Raw genomic sequence first — 20,049 nt, 5'->3', positions numbered from 1 at the left:
TCGGTTTTTGTGAATAGATTTAGCCTGTCATCCACAGTTGTCCCCATTTGCTGTGGGTGGAGATGTGGATAACTTGTTCGCTGAACCCTGTAAGCCACGGCCCGTATAGGCCGGAACGCGATAGATCAGATTTCATACAGTTCTAAGGCACTTCCTTGACTTCGATCTGTCGCCTGTCTTCACTCTCATCGCATAAGGACAACTGTCACTTATCCACATCTGGTTCAGGGAGAACGCGTGATGGATAGCCAGCCACATCGCTCGCAGCCACATTCGCACCCCAGCCCCTGCGTGACCTGTGTTCCGACATCCGCCACCTCGTTGCACAAGCGGATTCATCGTCGCGCCGCCAATCAGCGCGCTCGTCTATAGCGCCTGGCCCCCTTATGCCATAACACCGCTGCCATTGAGGCCCGACCGTGCCCGGTGACCAGGCGTTTGTTCGTCTATCGATTGCAGGCAACCGCAGAGTTGCCCCATCTGCCCGAGAGGAAATGACCCATGACACGGATCGCCACGCCCATCAGCGATATCAAGGAACATTACGACGTGATCGTCATTGGCTCCGGCTACGGCGGCGGGATCGCGGCGTCGCGCCTGTCCCGGGCCGGCAAGCGGGTGTGCCTGCTGGAGCGAGGCCGGGAAATCCAGCCCGGCGAATACCCCAATACGATGCTGGCGGCCACTGAAGAGCTGCAAGTGCATGACCCGGACGGGCACATCGGCTCGCGCACCGGGCTGTTCGACCTGCACGTCAACGCCCAGCAGAACGTAGTGGTCGGTTGCGGCCTGGGCGGCACGTCGTTGATCAACGCCAACGTCGCGCTGGAACCTGAACCCGGTGTGTTCGATGATCCGCGTTGGCCGCTGGCGGTGCGTGAACATCGCGACACGCTGCTCAAGGACGGTTACGCCCGGGCTCGGGAGATGCTCAAGCCCAATCCCTATCCGAAAACCGCTCCGACCTTGCCCAAACTCGAGGCTAACCAGAAGTCCGCCGATTACCTCAAGCAAGGCGCGCACTTCTACAAGCCGCCGATCAACGTGACCTTCGACAAACTGCCGAACAACCTCAACCACGTCGGCGTCGAGCAATTGCCGTGCAACCACTGCGGCGACTGCGTTTCGGGCTGTAACAACAAGGCCAAGAACACCACGTTGATGAATTACCTGCCGGATGCCTGCAACCACGGCGCGGAGATTTTCTGCCAGGCCGAGGTCCGGCATCTGGAGCGCGACGGCGATGGCTGGATCGTGCACTTCCAATACCTGGACAGCGGCCGCGAGAAATTCTCCGCGCCGACGCTGTTCGTCAAGGCGGACATCGTCGTGGTGTCGGCCGGCACTCTGGGTTCCACCGAAATCCTCCTGCGCTCTCGGGACAAAGGCCTGTCGACGTCCAATCAGCTTGGCGAAAACATGAGCGGCAACGGCGACATCCTCGGTTTCGGCCACAACTGCGATGAAACGATCAACGGCATCGGTTTCGGTGCCCATCCGGCCAAGGAGATGAAACCGGTCGGCCCGTGCATCACCTCGATCATCGACATGCGCACCGAAGGCGACTGGCGCAGCCGCATGGTCATCGAAGAAGGCTCGATCCCCGGCGCACTCGGCCGGCCCATGGTGCCGAGCATGGCCACATTCGCCGGGTTGATCGGCAAACCCACCGATGACAGCTTCACCGGCAAGCTCAAATATGCCGAACGCGAAGCCGAAAGCTTCCTGCGTGGCCCGTATCACGGCGCGCTGCATAACATGCAGACCTACCTGATCATGAGCCACGACGACGGCAAGGGGCGCATGGTGCTCGACAGCAAGGATCAGTTGCGCATCGACTGGCCGGGCGTTGGCGAGCAGGAAAACGTCAAGATCGGCAACGAGCGCCTGCACCAGAGCACCAAGGCCTTGGGCGGGATCTGGGTCGAGAACCCGATCTGGACCGAGCTGCTCAAACACAGCATCGTTTCCGTGCACCCATTGGGCGGTTGTGTGATGGGCGAGGATGCGACGCAAGGCGTGGTCAACCACAAGGGCCAGGTGTTCAGCGGCGTCAGCGGCACCGATGTCTATGCCGGGCTATACGTGGCCGACGGTGCGGTGATCCCGACCTCACTGGCGGTCAATCCGTTGCTGACCATCTCTGCCGTGAGCGAGCGCAACATGGGGCTGCTGGCCGCCGATCGCGGGTGGCACATCGACTACACGTTGCCCTCGGCACCGCGCAAACCGGTGGCGGCACCGACCCTCGGCGTGCAGTTCACCGAAACCATGAAGGGCTATTTCTCCAAAGATTTCACCCAGCCCCAGGGCACCGATCTCAAACTCTACGAAGCGGCGGCCAAACGCGGCAAGTCGGATAACTCGCCGATCGAATTCACCTTGACCATCACCGCCAACGACCTCAATCGCATGATCAAGGAGCCAGAACATGCCGCGACACTGGTCGGCTCTCTGGATGCGCCGGGCTTGTCGCCGGAACCACTGACCGCCAGCAATGGTGTGTTCAATCTGTTCGAGGAATATCAGGAACAGGTCGGTGTGCGGCACATGAATTACGACATGAAACTGACCGCCGAGGACGGCAGCGATTATTACTTCAGCGCATTCAAGACCGTTCCCGAAGACAACGGCGTGCTGAACGTCTGGCACGACACCAGTACACTCTATGTGACGCTGTATCGCGGGCCGGACAAGACGGGCGAGGTGATCGGCTCGGGGGTGATGCACATCGAGCCGGCCGATTTTGCCAAGCAGATGACCACCATGAAGGTGCTCAACGCGCGCAACGAACGTGAGCGCATTGAAGGGCTGGCGCGGTTCGGCAAGTTCTTCGCCGGCATCTTGTGGGAGAGCTACGGCGGGGTGTTCGCGGGCGACATCTACTTCAACCCCGATGCGCCGCCCCGGCAGAAACGGCCGCTGGATGCGCCGACGCCAAGCGTGCAGTTCTTCCAGACCGAAGACAGCGTCCAGCTACGCTTGACCCGCTATCAGGGTGGCACCAAGGGGCCGGTGATGCTGGTGCATGGTTTGGGTGTGGGCTCGAATATTTTCTCCACCGACACCATCCAGACCAACCTGCTGGAGTACCTGTGCAAGCACGAGTACGACGTCTGGCTCCTGGATTTCCGGGTCAGCATCCTGCTGCCGGCCAGCAAACATGAATGGAACGGCGACCAGATTGCCCAGTACGACTTCAAGGCCGCCATCGAGCATATCCAGCAGGCCACCCTCGCCGCTGACGTGCAGTGCGTGGTGCATTGCTACGGCGCGACGACCTTCTTCATGTCACTGCTGGCCGGATTGCAGGGCGTGCGTTCGGTGGTCTGTTCGCAGATCGCCGCGGACACGGTGGTCGCCACGGCAACGGGGCTCAAGGCCGGTCTGCATTTGCCGGGGATGCTCGACGCCATCGGCATCAAATCCCTCACCGCGTATGCCGACAACAAGGAGAGCTGGTTCAACAAACTCTATGACAAGGCCCTCAACATCTACGCCCGCATCGAGGCTCAAGGTTACTGCACCAACCCGGTGTGCCACCGCATCACCTTCATGTACGCGTCGCTGTACCGCCACGACACACTCAACGAAACCCTGCACGACAACCTGCACGAGTTGTTCGGCGAGTCGAACATACAGACCTTCGAGCACCTGGCGCTGATCCTGCGCAAAGGCCATCTGGTGGACTTCAAGGGCCAGGACGTCTACATGCCGCACTTCGACCGGCTGACCATGCCGATCTGCTTCATCAGTGGCGAAGACAACCAGTGCTACTTGCCCGAAAGCACGCTCAGGACCTATGAGCGCGTGTGCAAAATCCATGGACCGGAACGCTACAGCCGGCATGTGGTGCCGGGTTACGGGCATATCGACTGCATGTTCGGCAAGAACGCGGTGGTCGATGTGTACCCGATCATCCTGCAGCACCTGGAGAAAACCGCCCTCGGTTGATCGGGCTTTTTGTGGCGAGGGAGCTTGCTCCCGCTGGGTTGCGCAGCAGCCCCAAAACCTGAGGATGCGATCGATCAGATACACCGCGTTTTCTGGTTTTACGACTGCTTTGCAGCCGAACGGGAGCAAGCTCCCTCGCCACAAAAGCCGTGTGCTGACTTGGGATTGGCGACTACAAGGAAATGGATGCCATGGACAGTTACATCCGCTGGTTTCAACGCTTCATCTGGATAGGCATCGCAATGAACATGGTCTTCGCGATTCCGGCGCTGTTCGCGCCGGCATTGCTGACCTCGATGCTCGGGATGCCTCCGCAGCTCTCCGATCCTTGGCTGGAGAACGCCGGCATGTTGCTGGTGGGGATCAGCCTTTTTTACATGCCGTCAGGCTTCAATGCCCCCAAATACGTGGTGCATTCGTGGCTGTGCGTATTGTCGCGGTTGGTCGCCGTGGCGTTCTGGATTTACCTGATCAACACCAGCAACCAGGCCCAGGTGTTCGTGCCGATGCTGCTGGGCGATCTGGGCATGTTCCTGATCCTCGGGATTCTGCTGTACCTGGGCAGCGCGCCGGCCAATCGGCCGTTCGCCCTGCTTCGCGATGGCTGGCGTGAGTGGTGCGCAGCGTGGGCGCGACGCTGGCGGCGGCACAGCTTCAAGGTCGCCACGCTGGTCGTGGTGCTGGCGCTGGGGTTTATCGGCTACGAAACCTGGTACCAGATGCTGCGGGTGGTGCCGGCCGAGCAATACGCTTCTGACGAAGACCACTACAAATACGCCGCCATCGGCCTGGGTATCGAAGCACGGATTCCCTATTACCTGTTCGCAGTGTTGCCGCAGATGTGCCCGGAAAAACTGCCGAAACCCGGCGGTTACGAAGTGTTCGGTTTCCTCTACGAGAACGGCAAGGACCTGCCGATCGGCATGGCCAAGCGGCAGATCGGCTACCCGACCGTGGAGCCCAACTGCGCCTTGTGCCACACCGGCTCCTACCGCGCCAATGCCAGCGACGTTGCTACCCCGGTGGCCTCCGCGCCGGCCAATACCTTGCAACTGCAGGCCTTCCAGTGGTTCGCCTACGATTGCGCGAGCGACCCCAAATTCACGCCCGACGCGGTGATGACTGCGATCAACAGCAAGTTCCAGCTCGGGTTCTTCGAGCGCCTGTACAACCGCTATCTGATCATCCCGATGGCCACCAGCGCGCTGATCAAACAGAAACAGGCTTATGCCTGGCAGAAGCTGCGCGCACCGCAAGGGCCGGGGCGTACCGACACCTTCAACCCGACGAAAATGGTGGTGTTCGGCTTCCCGGATGACTCGACCATCGGCACCGTCGACTTGCCGCAAGTCTGGAACCAGAAACCCCGGGAGTCGCTGTACCTGCACTGGGACGGCAACAACAACGATATCCATGAGCGCAACTACGCGGCGGCCATGGCCGTGGGCGCGACGCCGGAGTCGGTGCTGCCGGACAGTTTCAACCGGGTGACCAATTGGCTGCTGGGCCACAAGGCACCGGCCTGGCCGTTCGCACTGGATCAGGCCAAGGTCGCCCGGGGCAAGCCGGTCTGGGAAAAGAATTGCGCCGGTTGCCATGACTTCGGTCGCACCGATACCGGTCAGGTCACCACCACGATTGATGAGCTGGGCACCGATCCCCATCGGCTGAACTCGTTCACCACGGGGCTGGTGACGGCTTTCCACGGCTTCAAGAAACCGCCGTTCGACTTTGGTGCCTACCGCAAGACCCAGAGCTACAGCAACACGCCCACCGACGGCATCTGGTTGCGCGCGCCGTACTTGCACAACGGCTCGGTGCCGACCCTGTGGGATTTGCTGCAACCGCCGGAACTGCGGCCGCAGGTGTTCTTCACCGGTTCCGACATTTACGACAAGGACAAGGTCGGCTACGTCACCAGTGGCGAGCAGGTGAAAGCCTCGGCGGACTTCAAATACGACACGCGCCTGGAGGGCAACCACAACGGTGGCCACCTGTACGGCACGCAGTTGTCGGAACTCGATAAGCGGGCGCTCATCGAGTTCATGAAAACCCTGTGATTCCACTACGGATGGAGGAAAGCGACATGTCATTGGTCAGACATTGGGAACATGAATACGACAAGGTGAAGGTGCGCCTGCACGGGCTGTTCACACGGCTGGAAATGGCCTGGAAGAAGCTCGTCAGCGAGCTTGAACCGGAGGAGTACCAAGCCATCGTCGCGCTGCTGCAGCGGGGGCACGATCAGGCGCAATACGTGCTCAAGCACGGCGACTTGCCGGACGATCAACCGAGTGTGCCGTGGGAGTTGTCCCACGGTTTGTCGATCCTGCACATCGGCAACGCCAGCCCCTTGCCGCAATCGGTAGATGAGCTGCAGACCCAAGTGCTCAAGGATGGCAGCCTGCTCGGTTGTCGCAAATGGGAGCTGCTGGATCTGTTGTGGAGCGAAGCGTTGCTCAAGTGGATCGAGAACCTGCGGCATCACGCACCGTTCGCTACCAACCCGGCGTTGATGCGCATGGACAGTGACGTGACCCTGGCCATTGCCGGCGACTGGGGCACCGGGCCGTTCGACAGTCATGCCCCGGCAGTGGCGGTGGCCGATCAGATGCAACTGGCCCAGGCCGACTTCACCATTCATCTGGGGGATGTGTATTACGCCGGCACCCGCTCCCAGGAAGACGTCGACATGGTCGGTTGGCCGATGGGCAAGCAGGGCTCATTCACTCTCAACTCCAACCACGAGATGTACAGCGGCGCCCATGGCTACTTCAAGGAACTGGCCAAACGTTTCCCGGCGCAGCAGGGCACCAGTTATTTTGCGTTGTACAACGATGACTGGCTGGTGGTCGGGATCGACTCGGCTTATGCCTCCAGTCCAATCAATCTGTATATGGACGGCGCGCTGAACAAGCAGCAGATCGACTGGATGAAAGACCTGCCCAAACGCAAGAAGATCATGGTGCTCAGTCATCACCAGGGCTTTGACATTACCGGGCGTGACAAGACCGCGTTGTACAAGCCGGTCTGCGATGCCTTGGGGCGCGAGCCGGATTACTGGTATTGGGGGCATTTGCATAACGGCATCTGCTATGCCACTCAAGGTGGCTTGCATGCACGTTGCGCCGGGCACGGGGCGATTCCCTATGGCAATGCCAGCGAGCTGAACGGGCATCCGGGGGTGCTGTGGTCGGAAACGCAAAATGCGCGGGATGAGGCGTACCCGGATCGGGTGTTGAACGGTTATGTGAAGGTGCGGCTGGTGGGGGAGAACATCGAAGAGACGTTTATTGGCGAGGATGGTTCGGTGCGGTGGTCTTCAATTTAGCGAGGAAGGATCGTTCCCACGCCTGGCGTGGGAACGATCAGATTTCGATTAACCCTGAACCGGAACACCTTTGAGGTAAGGCGCAGGCTCGGCCCCCAGGTTGTTCAGCATCCGCTCGCTGTACCAGTCCACGAAGTTCACCACGCCGAACTCATAGGTCTTGGAGTAAGGCCCTGGCTGGTACGCGGTGGAGTTGATCCCGCGCTGGTTCTCTTCGGCCAGGCGACGGTCCTGGTCGTTGGTCGCATCCCAGACCTGGCGCATGCGCTCCACGTCGTAGTCCACGCCTTCGACCGCGTCCTTGTGGACGATCCACTTGGTGGTGACCATGGTTTCCTGGGCGCTGATCGGCCACACGGTGAACACGATGATGTGGTCGCCCATGCAGTGGTTCCACGAGTGCGGCAGGTGCAGGATGCGCATCGAGCCCAGGTCCGGGTTCTTGATGCGGCCCATCAGTTTGGCGCAGCCTTGTTTGCCGTCCATGGTCATCGATACGGTGCCCTTGAGCAGCGGCATGCGCACGATACGGTTACGCAGGCCGAAACTGGCGTGGGCGTAAGGGATCTTCTCGGCTTCCCAGGCAGCGGCGGAAGCGGCTACGTGGTCCTTGAAGGCCTGGTCGGCACGCGGATCGGTGACGTCGTCCCATTCCAGCAGGGTTTTCAGCAATTCCGGGTGTGAACCGCCGCAGTGGTAGCACTCGCGGTTGTTTTCCAGCACCAGTTTCCAGTTGGCCTTTTCCATCAAGGTGGTTTGCACCGCCACCTTGGTGTTCTCCATGTCGTACGGTTCCATGTAATGGCTGAGCGTCGACAGGAAGTCATCGATGGCCGGCGGGTTTTCTGCCAGGCTGATGAAGATGTAACCGCCGGCGGTCTTCACGTTCACCGGTTTAAGGCCGTATTGCTTCATGTCGAAGTCGGCGCCCATTTCGGTGCCGGCGAACAGCAGGCGACCGTCCAGCTCGTACGTCCACTGGTGGTAGTGGCAGACCAGTTTGGCGACCTTGCCTTTTTCACTGGTGCACAGGCGTGAACCACGGTGGCGACAGACGTTGTGGAACGCATGGACCACGCCATCGGCGCCACGAATCACGATGATCGGGTTCTTGCCGACTTGCAGGGTCAGGTAGTTGCCCTTGGTCGGGATCTCGCAGGTCATGCCGGCAATCAACCACTCTTTCTGGAAGATTTCCTGCATGTCGATATCAAACAGCCGCTCGTCAGAGTAAAACGGCTGCGGCAGCGAGAAAGTGCGTTCGCGCTCTTGCAGCATCTGCGCAGTGGCCTTGCGTGCGGGTTCCAGTGGATCGCCGAGGCTCAGGGTAGTGGTGACGTCCATCATGTGTTTCCTCAAGGCCATCTGCGTGGCCGCGAAAGTGGCTGATCAGGTTTGCTACGCAAGGTGTAAAGGTTGTGTCTTGGTATGGGGCGAGTGTGGGGCCGGCGCTCCCCGGAACCTTATCCATGGGCGACATGGCCCAATCTGTTCCCGACGCCCAACCCCCGGTAATTGGGGGCTGGTCGCGATAAGTATGTCAATGTCGCAGATAGGTAAATGGCGGGGCTGCGCTATACGCAGAATCGCCAACATAAAGGCCGGTAGTCGGCCGTGGAGATCAGCATGTCCAACAACTTCCTGAACCCGGTAACCACCCAGACCTGGGCCAATGGTCGACACATTGTCCGTTGCGTCAAAGTCATCCAGGAAACCTGGGATGTGCGCACCTTCTGCTTTATGGCCGACCAGCCGATCATGTTCTTCTTCAAACCGGGGCAATTCGTCACCCTGGAGCTGGAAATCGAAGGCCAGCAGATCATGCGTTCGTACACCATTTCCAGCTCGCCGTCGGTGCCGTACAGCTTCTCGGTGACGATCAAGCGCGTACCGGTCGGCAAGGTCTCGAACTGGTTGCATGACACCCTGCATGAAGGTTACGAGCTGGCGGTGCACGGCCCGGTCGGGCTGTTCAACGCCATCGACTTTCCGAACCCGAAAGTGCTGTACCTCAGCGGCGGCGTGGGCATCACCCCGGTGATGTCCATGGCGCGCTGGTTCTTCGATACCAACGGCAATGTCGATATGGCCTTCATCCACAGCGCCCGCTCGCCGAAAGACATCATTTATCACCGCGAGCTGGAGCACATGGCGGCGCGGATCGAAAACTTCAGCCTGCACCTGATCTGCGAGAAACACGGTTTCGGTGAGCCGTGGGCCGGATACCGCGGTTATCTCAACCACAAGATGCTCGAACTGATGGTCCCGGACTTCCTTGAGCGGGAAGTGTTCTGCTGCGGTCCGACGCCCTACATGAATGCGGTCAAGCGTTTGCTGGAAAACGCCGGCTTCAATATGAAGCGCTACCACGAAGAGTCCTTCGGCGCCACACCGCCAGAGGCTATCGCCGATGCAGAGGAACACGCTGAACAAGCGGCCGACGCCCCTGCAATCGACGCCGCCGACCTGCACCAGGTGGAATTCACCGCCTCCGGCAAGAGCATCCGCGTGGCTCCGGGCGAAACCGTCCACGCCGCTGCCGCCAAGCTGGGCCTGATGATCCCCAAGGCCTGCGGCATGGGTATCTGCGGTACCTGCAAGGTAATGAAGCTTGCCGGCGAAGTGGCAATGGAACACAACGGCGGGATTACCGAGGAAGACGAAGCCGAAGGGTTCATCCTGTCTTGCTGCAGCGTGCCGAAGGGTGACGTGCGGATCGAGTATTGATCGGTCGGATGATCGCTGAATAACCTCTACAGGAGCAGCCTTCGGCAGCGCCTGTAGAGGGCGCGCTTCAGTCAGTCGACAAACAGGTCTGGCATCAGTTTGTCGGTGGAATCAGGCGCATACCGATACCCTTCAAAATCCGTCACCCCTTGCTCGCGCAAAATCTCCTCATCGATCAGCAACCGACCGGTAATGCTGCGACCGCTGCTGTCGAGAATGACGTGGGCGGCATCCGCCATGATCGCGGGTGTGCGGGCATGTTTGAAAGATTCGCGCGATCCGAGCTGAAACTCGATCGCGGCCGTGGCGATCATGGTCTGCGGCCATAGAGAGTTGACGCTGATACCGTAGGCGGCGAATTCCTCGCTCATGCCCAGGGTGAGCATGCTCATGCCGTACTTGGTGACGGTGTAGGGGCTGTATTGGGCGAACCATTTGGTGGCCAGGTTCAACGGCGGTGACAGGTTGAGGATGTGGCCGCTGGATTTTTTCAGATAGGGCAGGGCGGCCTGGCTGCACAGCAGCACGGCGCGGGTGTTGATCTGGTGCATCAGGTCGAAGCGCTTGAGTTCGATGTGCTGCACGCCGGTCAGCTTGATCGCTCCTGCATTGTTGACCAGCGCGTCGATGCCGCCGAAATGCTCATTGGCGTCAGCCAGGGCCTGGCGCACGATGGTTTCATCGCGCACATCCACCTCCAGGGCCAGCGCCTTGCCACCCGCGGCTTCGACTTCCGCTGCCACGCTGAAGATGGTGCCAGGCAGTTTGGGGTGAGGGGCGGCGCTTTTCGCGGCAATCACGATGTTGGCCCCGTCGCGCGCGGCCCGCAGCGCAATCTCACGCCCGATCCCGCGACTGGCGCCGGTGATGAACAGGGTTTTGCCTTGTAGTGACATGCGGACGCTCCCGATTGGCGTGATCCGAGCGGATCGAAACGGCTCGCAGTCAATGTAGACCAACTCGTGCGGGACTGTGGCAAGGGGGGGGCAAGCCCCCTCGCCATAAGATCTCTTGCCAATCAAATAGCTGAGGTCGAGCGCAGAACCTGTGGCGAGGGAGCTTGCTCCCGTTGGGTTGCGAAGCAGCCCCAAAGCCTGAGCATGCGGTCTGTCAGGTGGACCGCGTTGGCTGGTTTTACGACTGCTGCGCAGCCGAGCGGGAGCAAGCTCCCTCGCCACAAAGTCGCATTTCAACCAAATAGCTGAGGTGGAACACAGAGCCTGTGGTGAGGGGGAGGGAGTCAGGCTGTCATCACGTGCCGAATATCTGCCGCCAGTTCCCGCACGCGTTCTTCTTCGGTGTCCCACGAGCACATGAACCGTGCGCCGCCGTTGCCGATGAAGGTGTAGAAGCGCCAGCCCTTGGCGGTCAGTGCGGCGATGGCCGGCTCGGAGAGTTGCAGGAACACACCGTTGGCCTGCACCGGGAACATCAGCTCGACGCCAGGAATGTCGCTCACCAGTTCGGCCAGCAACTGCGCGCAGTGGTTGGCGTGGCGGGCGTATTTGAGCCAGGCGTCGTTTTCAAGAATCCCGACCCAGGGGGCCGAGAGGAAGCGCATCTTCGACGCCAGTTGCCCGGCCTGTTTGCAGCGGTAGTCGAAGTCTTCAGCCAGTTTGTGGTTGAAGAACAGAATCGCTTCGCCCACCGCCATGCCGTTTTTCGTACCGCCAAAGCACAGCACGTCGACGCCGGCCTTCCAGGTCAGGTCGGCTGGCGAGCAACCCAGATAAGCGCAGGCGTTGGAGAAACGGGCACCGTCCATGTGCAGGTTCAAGCCCAGTTCTTTACAGGTGACGCTGATGGCGCGGATTTCTTCCGGGGTGTACACGCTGCCGACTTCAGTGGCCTGGGTCAGGGTCACGACGCGCGGTTTCGGGTAGTGGATATCCTGGCGCTTGAGGGCAATTTCGCGGATCGATTCCGGGGTCAGCTTGCCGTTTTCGGTGCGGGCGATGAGCAGCTTGGAACCGTTGGAGAAAAACTCCGGAGCGCCGCATTCGTCGGTTTCGACGTGGGCGGTTTCCGAGCAGATCACGCTGTGGTAACTCTGGCACAGCGACGACAGGGCCAACGAGTTGGCCGCGGTGCCGTTGAAGGCGAAGAACACTTCGCAGTCGGTTTCGAACAGTTTGCGGAATTGATCCGCGGCGCGTGCGGTCCACTCATCGTCGCCATAAGCGCGCTGGTGTCCGTGGTTGGCCTGTTCCATGGCAGCCCAGGCTTCAGGGCAAATACCGGAATAGTTGTCGCTGGCGAATTGTTGGCTCTTGTCGGTCATGGCCGGCTTCCGTGATCGAGGCGCTTGTGGCGCTTCGTTGGTCAATGATGATGTGCACTTTACCGAAGATCGTCCGGGGAGCACACGGGATGAGTCTGTCAGAAAAATACAAACGCCTCGGGCAATTATGCACATGACGCAGAGGGACGGTGCACTGGATCTGCTCAAGTGGCTGGCGCTGTTGAGCATGGTGCTCGATCACCTGCGATATGTCGGTTATTCCCTCGATCTGCTGTATGTGCCGGGCAGACTGGCGTTCCCGTGGTTCTGTCTGGCGATGGCGGCGAACCTGGCGCGTGTCCGTACAGTGACGACCGACGGCCAGTGGCGCTACCTCGGTTGGTTGTTGCTGTTTAGTGCCCTGAGCGAAATTCCGTATCGGATGTACATTCCTGATCACGACACCTTGAATGTATTGCCTACGCTGGTCATGGGGTTGCTGGTGGCCCGTGGCTGGCAGCACGGGCCAGTTCAGTCGCGTCTGTTGGCGGTCGTTGCCTTGGTGCTGGCGGCACTGTTCTCGCAGCGATTGATGTTCGGCTTTTTCGGCGTGCTGTTGCCACTGGCGATGTTGCTGGTGATCCAGCGGCCCTGGTATTTCGGCCTGTTGCCGGGGCTGGTGTGCCTGGCGGCCAATCAATGGCAAGTGCTGTACTCCGCTGCCTGGTTCGGCAGCGGTGCGGCGATTTTGGGTATTGTCGTTTGTCTGATTGCGCCATTCTCGGGCCTGCTGCTATTGCGACATGCCCAAGGCATCCAGCCACCGCCGATGCGCCGCTGGGCCTACGCCCTTTATCCCGGACATTTCCTCGTACTTTTGGCCTTGCGCCAACTCATCGCCTGACGCCCGTCCCCTGTGGCGAGGGGGCTTGCCCCCGTTGGGCTGCGCAGCAGACCCAAACCCGGCGCATGTGGTTCGTCAGTTAGATCGAATTTGTCGGTTTCACGACTGCTTCGCAGTCGAGCGGGAGCAAGCTCCCTCGCCACAGGGGTGTTCGCCCGTTCACCCATTTCGGCCCATGTCGTAAACGCACCTTTGCGTGGCGTCCATAGGCATTTGACCTGTCTGCGCCGGTCATACCATCGCTATCAAAGGGCACTGCCGAAATGCCAGTGCCTCACCGAGACGAAAGGCGCACCGCCGCCGCTGGGAGAGACGCGATGTTCAGCAAGCAAGACCAGATTCAGGGTTACGACGATGCACTGCTGGCGGCGATGAATGCCGAGGAGCAACGCCAGGAAGATCACATCGAGCTGATCGCGTCAGAGAACTACACCAGCAAGCGCGTGATGGAAGCGCAAGGCAGTGGCCTGACCAACAAATACGCCGAAGGCTATCCGGGCAAGCGCTACTACGGTGGTTGCGAGCACGTCGACAAGGTTGAAGCCCTGGCCATCGAACGCGCCAAGCAGTTGTTCGGTGCCGATTACGCCAACGTGCAGCCGCACTCCGGTTCTTCGGCCAACAGCGCCGTTTACCTGGCCCTGCTGCAAGCCGGCGACACCATTCTGGGCATGAGCCTGGCCCACGGCGGTCACCTGACCCACGGTGCCAAAGTGTCGTCCTCGGGCAAGCTGTACAACGCTGTGCAGTACGGCATCGACACCAAAACCGGCCTGATCGACTACGACGAAGTCGAGCGTCTGGCCGTCGAATGCAAGCCGAAGATGATCGTCGCCGGTTTCTCGGCCTACTCCAAGACCCTCGATTTCCCGCGTTTCCGCCAGATCGCTGACAAGGTCGGTGCCCTGCTGTTCGTCGACATGGCTCACGTTGCCGGTCTGGTCGCCGCTGGCCTGTACCCGAACCCGCTGCCATACGCCGACGTGGTGACCACCACCACCCACAAGACCCTGCGCGGTCCACGTGGTGGCCTGATCCTGGCCAAGGCTAACGAAGAAATCGAGAAGAAGCTCAACGCCGCGGTATTCCCTGGTGCCCAGGGCGGCCCGCTGATGCACGTCATCGCCGGTAAAGCAGTGTGCTTCAAGGAAGCACTGGAGCCTGGCTTCAAGGCCTACCAGCAACAAGTGATCGACAACGCCAAGGCAATGGCCGGCGTATTTATCAAACGCGGCTACGATGTAGTGTCCGGCGGTACCGATAACCACCTGTTCCTGGTCAGCCTGATCCGTCAGGGCCTCACCGGTAAAGAGGCGGACGCAGCACTCGGCCGCGCCCACATCACCGTGAACAAGAACGCTGTCCCGAACGATCCACAGTCGCCGTTCGTGACCTCCGGCCTGCGTATCGGCACCCCGGCGGTGACCACTCGCGGCTTCAAGGTTACCCAGTGTGTTGAACTGGCTGGCTGGATCTGCGACATCCTCGACAACCTCGGCGACGCCGATGTCGAGGCCAATGTCGCGCAGCATGTGGCAGCCCTGTGCGCGGACTTCCCGGTTTATCGCTGAGCGCGGTTTTGGAGTAAATGACTATGCAACGCTATTCGGGCTTCGGCCTCTTCAAACACTCCCTCAGCCACCATGAAAACTGGCAGCGCATGTGGCGTACGCCGACCCCGAAAAAGGTCTACGACGTGGTCATCGTCGGCGGTGGCGGGCATGGTCTGGCGACCGCCTACTACCTGGCCAAGGAACACGGCATCACCAACGTGGCCGTGGTCGAGAAGGGCTGGCTGGGCGGCGGTAACACCGCGCGCAACACCACCATCGTGCGTTCCAACTACCTGTGGGACGAGTCGGCACACCTGTACGAACACGCGATGAAATTGTGGGAAGGCCTGTCCCAGGACCTGAACTACAACGTGATGTTCTCCCAGCGTGGCGTCTACAACCTGTGCCACACCCTGCAGGACATTCGTGATTCCGAGCGTCGGGTCAGCGCCAACCGCCTCAACGGCGTGGACGGCGAACTGCTCGATGCCAAGCAAGTGGCAGACGAGATCCCGTACCTCGACTGCTCCAAGAACACCCGCTACCCGGTGATGGGCGCTACCGTCCAGCGTCGCGGCGGCGTGGCCCGTCACGATGCCGTGGCGTGGGGCTTTGCCCGTGCCGCCGACGCCTTGGGCGTGGACCTGATCCAACAGACCGAAGTGATCGGTTTCCGTAAGGAAAACGGTGTGTGCATCGGTGTTGAAACCAACAAGGGCTTCATCGGCGCCAAGCGCGTCGGCGTGGTGACTGCCGGTAACTCCGGGCACATGGCCAAACTCGCCGGTTTCCGCCTGCCGATCGAATCGCACCCGCTGCAAGCGCTGGTGTCCGAGCCGATCAAGCCGATTATCGACAGCGTGATCATGTCCAACGCCGTACACGGTTACATCAGCCAGTCCGACAAGGGCGACCTGGTGATCGGCGCCGGTATCGACGGCTACAACGGCTACGGCCAGCGTGGTTCGTACCCGGTGATCGAGCACACCATCCAGGCCATCGTCGAGATGTTCCCGGTGCTGTCGCGCGTACGCATGAACCGTCAGTGGGGCGGCATCGTCGACACCACGCCGGATGCGTGCCCGATCATCTCGAAGACTCCGGTACCGAACATGTTCTTCAACTGCGGTTGGGGCACCGGTGGCTTCAAGGCTACACCTGGCTCGGGCAACGTGTTTGCCGCAAGCCTGGCCAAGGGTGAAATGCACCCATTGGCTGCACCTTTCTCCATCGACCGCTTCCACAGCGGTGCGTTGATCGACGAACACGGCGCTGCAGCAGTCGCCCACTAACAGGAGAAATCCCTATGTTGCATATCTTCTGTCCTCACTGTGGCGAACTGCGCTCCGAAGAGGAATTCCATGCATCCGGCCAGGCGCACATCCCGCGTCCACTGGATCCGAACAGCTGCACCGACGAGGAGTGGGGCGACTACATGTTCTTCCGCGATAACCCTCGCGGTCTGCACCACGAACTGTGGGATCACGTCGCCGGTTGCCGTCAGTATTTCAACGTGACCCGTGACACCGTGACCTACGAGATTCTCGAAACCTACAAGATCGGCACCAAGCCGCAGTTCACCGACAAGACCGACAGCCCGAAAGCGGCCGCCACGGCTCTGGGAGAGAAGGTATGAGCCAGATCAATCGCCTGTCCAACGGCGGACGCATCGACCGCAACAAAGTGCTGAGCTTCACCTTCAACGGCCAGGTCTACAAAGGCTTTGAAGGCGACTCGCTGGCTGCAGCCTTGCTGGCCAACGGTGTCGACATCGTCGGCCGCAGCTTCAAGTATTCGCGCCCTCGCGGCATCTTCGCCGCCGGTGCCGAAGAGCCGAACGCCGTGCTGCAGATCGGTGCGACCGAAGCCACGCAGATCCCGAACGTACGCGCCACGCAACAAGCGTTGTATCAAGGCCTGGTCGCCACCAGCACCAACGGCTGGCCAAGCGTGAACAACGACATGATGGGGATTCTCGGCAAGGTCGGCGGCAAGCTGATGCCACCGGGCTTCTACTACAAAACCTTCATGTACCCGCAATCGTTCTGGATGACTTACGAGAAGTACATTCGTAAGGCAGCCGGTCTTGGCCGTTCGCCGACCGAGAACGATCCGGACACCTACGACTACATGAACCAGCACTGCGACGTGCTGATCGTCGGCGCTGGCCCTGCGGGTCTGGCGGCTGCACTGGCGGCTGCCCGCAGCGGCGCCCGTGTGATCCTGGCCGATGAACAGGAAGAGTTTGGCGGCAGCCTGCTCGACTCCCGCGAAAGCCTCGATGGCAAACCAGCTACTGAGTGGGTTGCCAGCGTCATCGCCGAGCTGAAAAACACCCCTGACGTGCTGCTGTTGCCGCGCGCCACGGTCAACGGTTACCACGACCATAACTTCCTGACCATTCACGAGCGCCTCACCGATCACCTCGGCGACCGCGCTCCGATCGGCCAGGTGCGTCAGCGCATCCACCGGGTTCGCGCCAAGCGCGTGGTGCTGGCGACAGGCGCTCACGAGCGTCCACTGGTTTACGGTAACAACGACGTGCCGGGCAACATGCTCGCCGGCGCTGTGTCGACTTATGTACGTCGCTATGGCGTGGCACCTGGCAAGAAACTGGTGCTGTCGACTAACAACGACCACGCCTACCGCGTTGCCCTGGACTGGCTCGACGCCAGCCTGCAAGTGGTGGCCATCGCCGACGCCCGCAGCAACCCTCGCGGTGCGCTGGTGGAAGAAGCGCGGGCCAAAGGCATTCGCATCCTGACCGGCAGCGCCGTGATCGAGGCCCGTGGCAGCAAGCACGTGACCGCCGCTCGCGTTGCAGCGATTGATGTAAAAGCACACACCGTGACCAGCCCGGGCGAATGGCTCGATTGCGACCTGGTCGCCAGCTCCGGCGGTTACAGCCCAGTGGTTCACCTGGCTTCGCACCTGGGTGGCAAGCCGATCTGGCGTGAAGACATCCTCGGTTTCGTACCGGGCGAAGCACCGCAGAAACGCGTGTGCGTCGGTGGCATCAACGGCGTCTACAGCCTCGGCGATTCGTTGGCCGATGGTTTTGAAGGCGGTGCTCGCGCTGCCAGCGAAGCTGGATTCGGCAAGGTCGAAGGCGTACTGCCCAAAGCCCTGAGCCGACTCGAAGAGCCGACGCTGGCGCTGTTCCAGGTGCCTCACGAGAAAGCCACTGCCCGTGCGCCGAAGCAATTCGTCGACCTGCAGAACGACGTCACCGCAGCCGCCATCGAACTGGCGACCCGCGAAGGCTTCGAGTCGGTCGAGCACGTCAAGCGCTACACCGCACTGGGCTTCGGCACCGATCAGGGCAAGCTCGGCAACGTCAACGGCCTGGCCATCGCTGCCCGTTCGCTGAACGTGACCATCCCGCAGATGGGCACCACCATGTTCCGCCCGAACTACACGCCGGTGACTTTCGGCGCCGTGGCCGGTCGTCACTGTGGGCACATCTTCGAGCCGGTTCGCTTCACCGCGCTGCATCACTGGCACGTTAAGAATGGCGCCGAGTTCGAAGACGTCGGTCAGTGGAAACGTCCTTGGTACTTCCCGAAAAACGGTGAAGACCTGCATGCCGCCGTCAAACGCGAATGCAAAGCCGTGCGCGACAGCGTCGGCCTGCTGGACGCTTCGACCCTGGGCAAGATCGACATCCAGGGCCCGGACTCCCGCGAGTTCCTCAACCGTATCTACACCAACGCCTGGACCAAGCTCGACGTGGGCAAGGCGCGCTACGGCCTGATGTGTAAAGAAGACGGCATGGTGTTCGACGACGGCGTGACTGCATGCCTGGCCGACAACCATTTCGTGATGACCACCACCACCGGCGGCGCTGCGCGCGTGCTGCAATGGCTGGAAATCTACCACCAGACCGAATGGCCAGACCTGAAGGTGTACTTCACTTCCGTGACGGATCACTGGGCAACCATGACCCTGTCCGGGCCGAACAGCCGCAAGCTGCTCAGCGAAGTCACCGACGCCGACCTGAGCAACGAAGCCTTCCCGTTCATGACCTGGAAAGAAGCCCTGGTCGGTGGCGTGCCGGCGCGGATTTTCCGGATTTCGTTTACCGGTGAGCTGTCGTACGAAGTCAACGTGCAGGCCGACTATGCGATGGGCGTGCTGGAAAAAATTGTTGATGCTGGCAAGAAGTACAACCTGACGCCATATGGCACTGAAACCATGCACGTACTGCGGGCCGAGAAGGGCTTCATCATCGTCGGTCAGGATACTGACAGCTCGATGACCCCGGACGACCTGAACATGGGCTGGTGTGTCGGTCGCACCAAACCGTTCTCGTGGATCGGCTGGCGTGGCATGAACCGCGAAGACTGTGTGCGTGATCAGCGCAAACAGCTGGTTGGCCTGAAGCCGATCGATCCGACCAAATGGCTGCCGGAAGGTGCGCAACTGGTGTTCAACACCAAGCAAGCGATTCCGATGACCATGGTGGGTCACGTGACTTCCAGTTACTTGCACAACTCCCTGGGCTATTCGTTTGCCATGGGCGTGGTCAAGGGCGGCTTGAAGCGCATGGGTGAGCGGGTGTTCGCACCGCTGGCCGACGGCAGCGTGATCGAGGCGGAAATCGTTTCTTCGGTGTTCTTCGATCCGAAAGGCGATCGCCAGAACGTGTAATCGATCACCCCCCGCGCCAGGCGCGGGGGGCGACAAAGAATTCAAGACAGGTGCTTTATGACCGCAGCCAATGTTTACCAACAACGCCCAACCACCGGGGCCAAGGCCGAGTCGTCGCTGCATCACGCCGACCTCGCCAGCCTGGTGGGCAAGGGTCGCAAGAACGCCGGCGTGATCGTGCGTGAGAAAAAACTCCTCGGTCACCTGACCATCCGTGGCGATGGCCACGACGCCGCGTTCGCCGCTGGTGTGCACAAGGCTCTTGGCATCGAGTTGCCAGGTGCGCTGACCGTGATCATCAAAGGCGAAACCAGCCTGCAATGGATGGGGCCGGATGAATGGCTGCTGGTCGTGCCGACCGGTGAAGAATTCGCCGCCGAGAAAAAGCTCCGTGAAGCGCTGGGCGACCTGCACATCCAGATCGTCAACGTCAGCGGTGGCCAGCAGATCCTCGAACTCAGCGGCCCGAACGTGCGTCAGGTGCTGATGAAGTCCACCAGCTACGACGTGCACCCCAACAACTTCCCGGTGGGCAAGGCTGTGGGCACGGTGTTCGCCAAGTCGCAACTGGTGATCCGCCATACCGCCGAAGACACCTGGGAACTGCTGATTCGCCGCAGCTTCTCGGATTACTGGTGGTTGTGGTTGCAGGATGCGTCGGCTGAGTACGGGCTTAGCGTCCAGGCGTAATAGTGGCGAGGGAGCTTGC

13 protein-coding genes are annotated in these 20,049 nt (G+C 60.7%); 10 read left to right on the top strand and 3 right to left on the bottom strand.

Annotation, left to right across the window (positions count from 1 at the left end; genetic code table 11):
• Positions 1-501 precede the first annotated feature (501 nt).
• The 3 genes from FFH90_RS28330 to FFH90_RS28320 all read left to right on the top strand — a co-directional run bounded on the left by FFH90_RS28330 (position 502) and on the right by FFH90_RS28320 (position 7,285).
• The gene (locus tag FFH90_RS28330) at positions 502-3,954 is read left to right on the top strand and encodes a GMC family oxidoreductase N-terminal domain-containing protein (RefSeq protein ID WP_138866418.1); all 3,453 of its coding nucleotides are present in this window, start codon (positions 502-504) and stop codon (positions 3,952-3,954) included.
• Positions 3,955-4,145: 191 nt separating this feature from the next.
• Positions 4,146-6,014: a hypothetical protein gene (locus FFH90_RS28325; RefSeq protein ID WP_138866417.1), complete on the top strand. Its 1,869-nt coding sequence runs from the start codon at positions 4,146-4,148 to the stop codon at positions 6,012-6,014.
• Positions 6,015-6,040: 26 nt separating this feature from the next.
• Positions 6,041-7,285, top strand: a complete 1,245-nt coding sequence (locus FFH90_RS28320; protein ID WP_018928790.1) for a metallophosphoesterase — start codon at positions 6,041-6,043, stop codon at positions 7,283-7,285.
• 48 nt (positions 7,286-7,333) lie between these two features.
• Here the strand turns inward: FFH90_RS28320 and gbcA are convergent, their stop codons facing one another.
• A complete protein-coding gene (gene gbcA / locus FFH90_RS28315) occupies positions 7,334-8,629 on the bottom strand; it encodes a glycine-betaine demethylase subunit GbcA (protein ID WP_018928791.1) in 1,296 nt (431 codons plus the stop codon).
• A 282-nt stretch (positions 8,630-8,911) separates the two neighbouring features.
• On the opposite strand from gbcA, the gene gbcB reads away from it, so the two are divergent.
• Positions 8,912-10,012 (top strand): glycine-betaine demethylase subunit GbcB, encoded by a 1,101-nt coding sequence (gene gbcB, locus FFH90_RS28305; RefSeq protein ID WP_138866416.1) that lies wholly within the window; start codon positions 8,912-8,914, stop codon positions 10,010-10,012.
• A 71-nt stretch (positions 10,013-10,083) separates the two neighbouring features.
• Here the strand turns inward: gbcB and FFH90_RS28300 are convergent, their stop codons facing one another.
• Positions 10,084-10,908 carry an NAD(P)-dependent oxidoreductase gene (locus FFH90_RS28300; protein ID WP_064620837.1) on the bottom strand — a complete coding sequence of 275 codons (825 nt, stop codon included), beginning with the start codon at positions 10,906-10,908 and terminating at the stop codon, positions 10,084-10,086.
• A gap of 344 nt (positions 10,909-11,252) precedes the next feature.
• Positions 11,253-12,293, bottom strand: a complete 1,041-nt coding sequence (locus FFH90_RS28295; RefSeq protein ID WP_018928794.1) for a low specificity L-threonine aldolase — start codon at positions 12,291-12,293, stop codon at positions 11,253-11,255.
• A gap of 127 nt (positions 12,294-12,420) precedes the next feature.
• Between FFH90_RS28295 and FFH90_RS28290 the strand changes: the two genes are divergently transcribed.
• From FFH90_RS28290 to FFH90_RS28265, 6 genes are all read left to right on the top strand, one after another.
• Positions 12,421-13,137: a TraX family protein gene (locus FFH90_RS28290; protein ID WP_138866415.1), complete on the top strand. Its 717-nt coding sequence runs from the start codon at positions 12,421-12,423 to the stop codon at positions 13,135-13,137.
• Positions 13,138-13,454: 317 nt separating this feature from the next.
• A complete protein-coding gene (glyA, locus tag FFH90_RS28285) occupies positions 13,455-14,708 on the top strand; it encodes a serine hydroxymethyltransferase (protein ID WP_018928796.1) in 1,254 nt (417 codons plus the stop codon).
• A 23-nt stretch (positions 14,709-14,731) separates the two neighbouring features.
• On the top strand, positions 14,732-15,982 hold the full coding sequence (locus FFH90_RS28280) for a sarcosine oxidase subunit beta (RefSeq protein ID WP_007936415.1): 1,251 nt from the start codon (positions 14,732-14,734) through the stop codon (positions 15,980-15,982).
• Positions 15,983-15,996: 14 nt separating this feature from the next.
• A complete protein-coding gene (locus FFH90_RS28275) occupies positions 15,997-16,326 on the top strand; it encodes a sarcosine oxidase subunit delta (RefSeq protein WP_007907563.1) in 330 nt (109 codons plus the stop codon).
• The gene (locus tag FFH90_RS28270; protein ID WP_018928797.1) at positions 16,323-19,340 is read left to right on the top strand and encodes a sarcosine oxidase subunit alpha; all 3,018 of its coding nucleotides are present in this window, start codon (positions 16,323-16,325) and stop codon (positions 19,338-19,340) included. Before FFH90_RS28275 ends, FFH90_RS28270 begins: the two co-directional genes overlap by 4 nt.
• A gap of 57 nt (positions 19,341-19,397) precedes the next feature.
• Positions 19,398-20,030 (top strand): sarcosine oxidase subunit gamma, encoded by a 633-nt coding sequence (locus FFH90_RS28265; protein WP_111452940.1) that lies wholly within the window; start codon positions 19,398-19,400, stop codon positions 20,028-20,030.
• Positions 20,031-20,049: the final 19 nt, after the last annotated feature.

The organism is Pseudomonas sp. ATCC 43928 (assembly GCF_005938665.2).
Lineage (GTDB): Bacteria > Pseudomonadota > Gammaproteobacteria > Pseudomonadales > Pseudomonadaceae > Aquipseudomonas.
The sequence above is the reverse complement of the archived record's forward strand: the minus strand, read 5'-3'. Positions and strand labels throughout refer to the sequence as shown.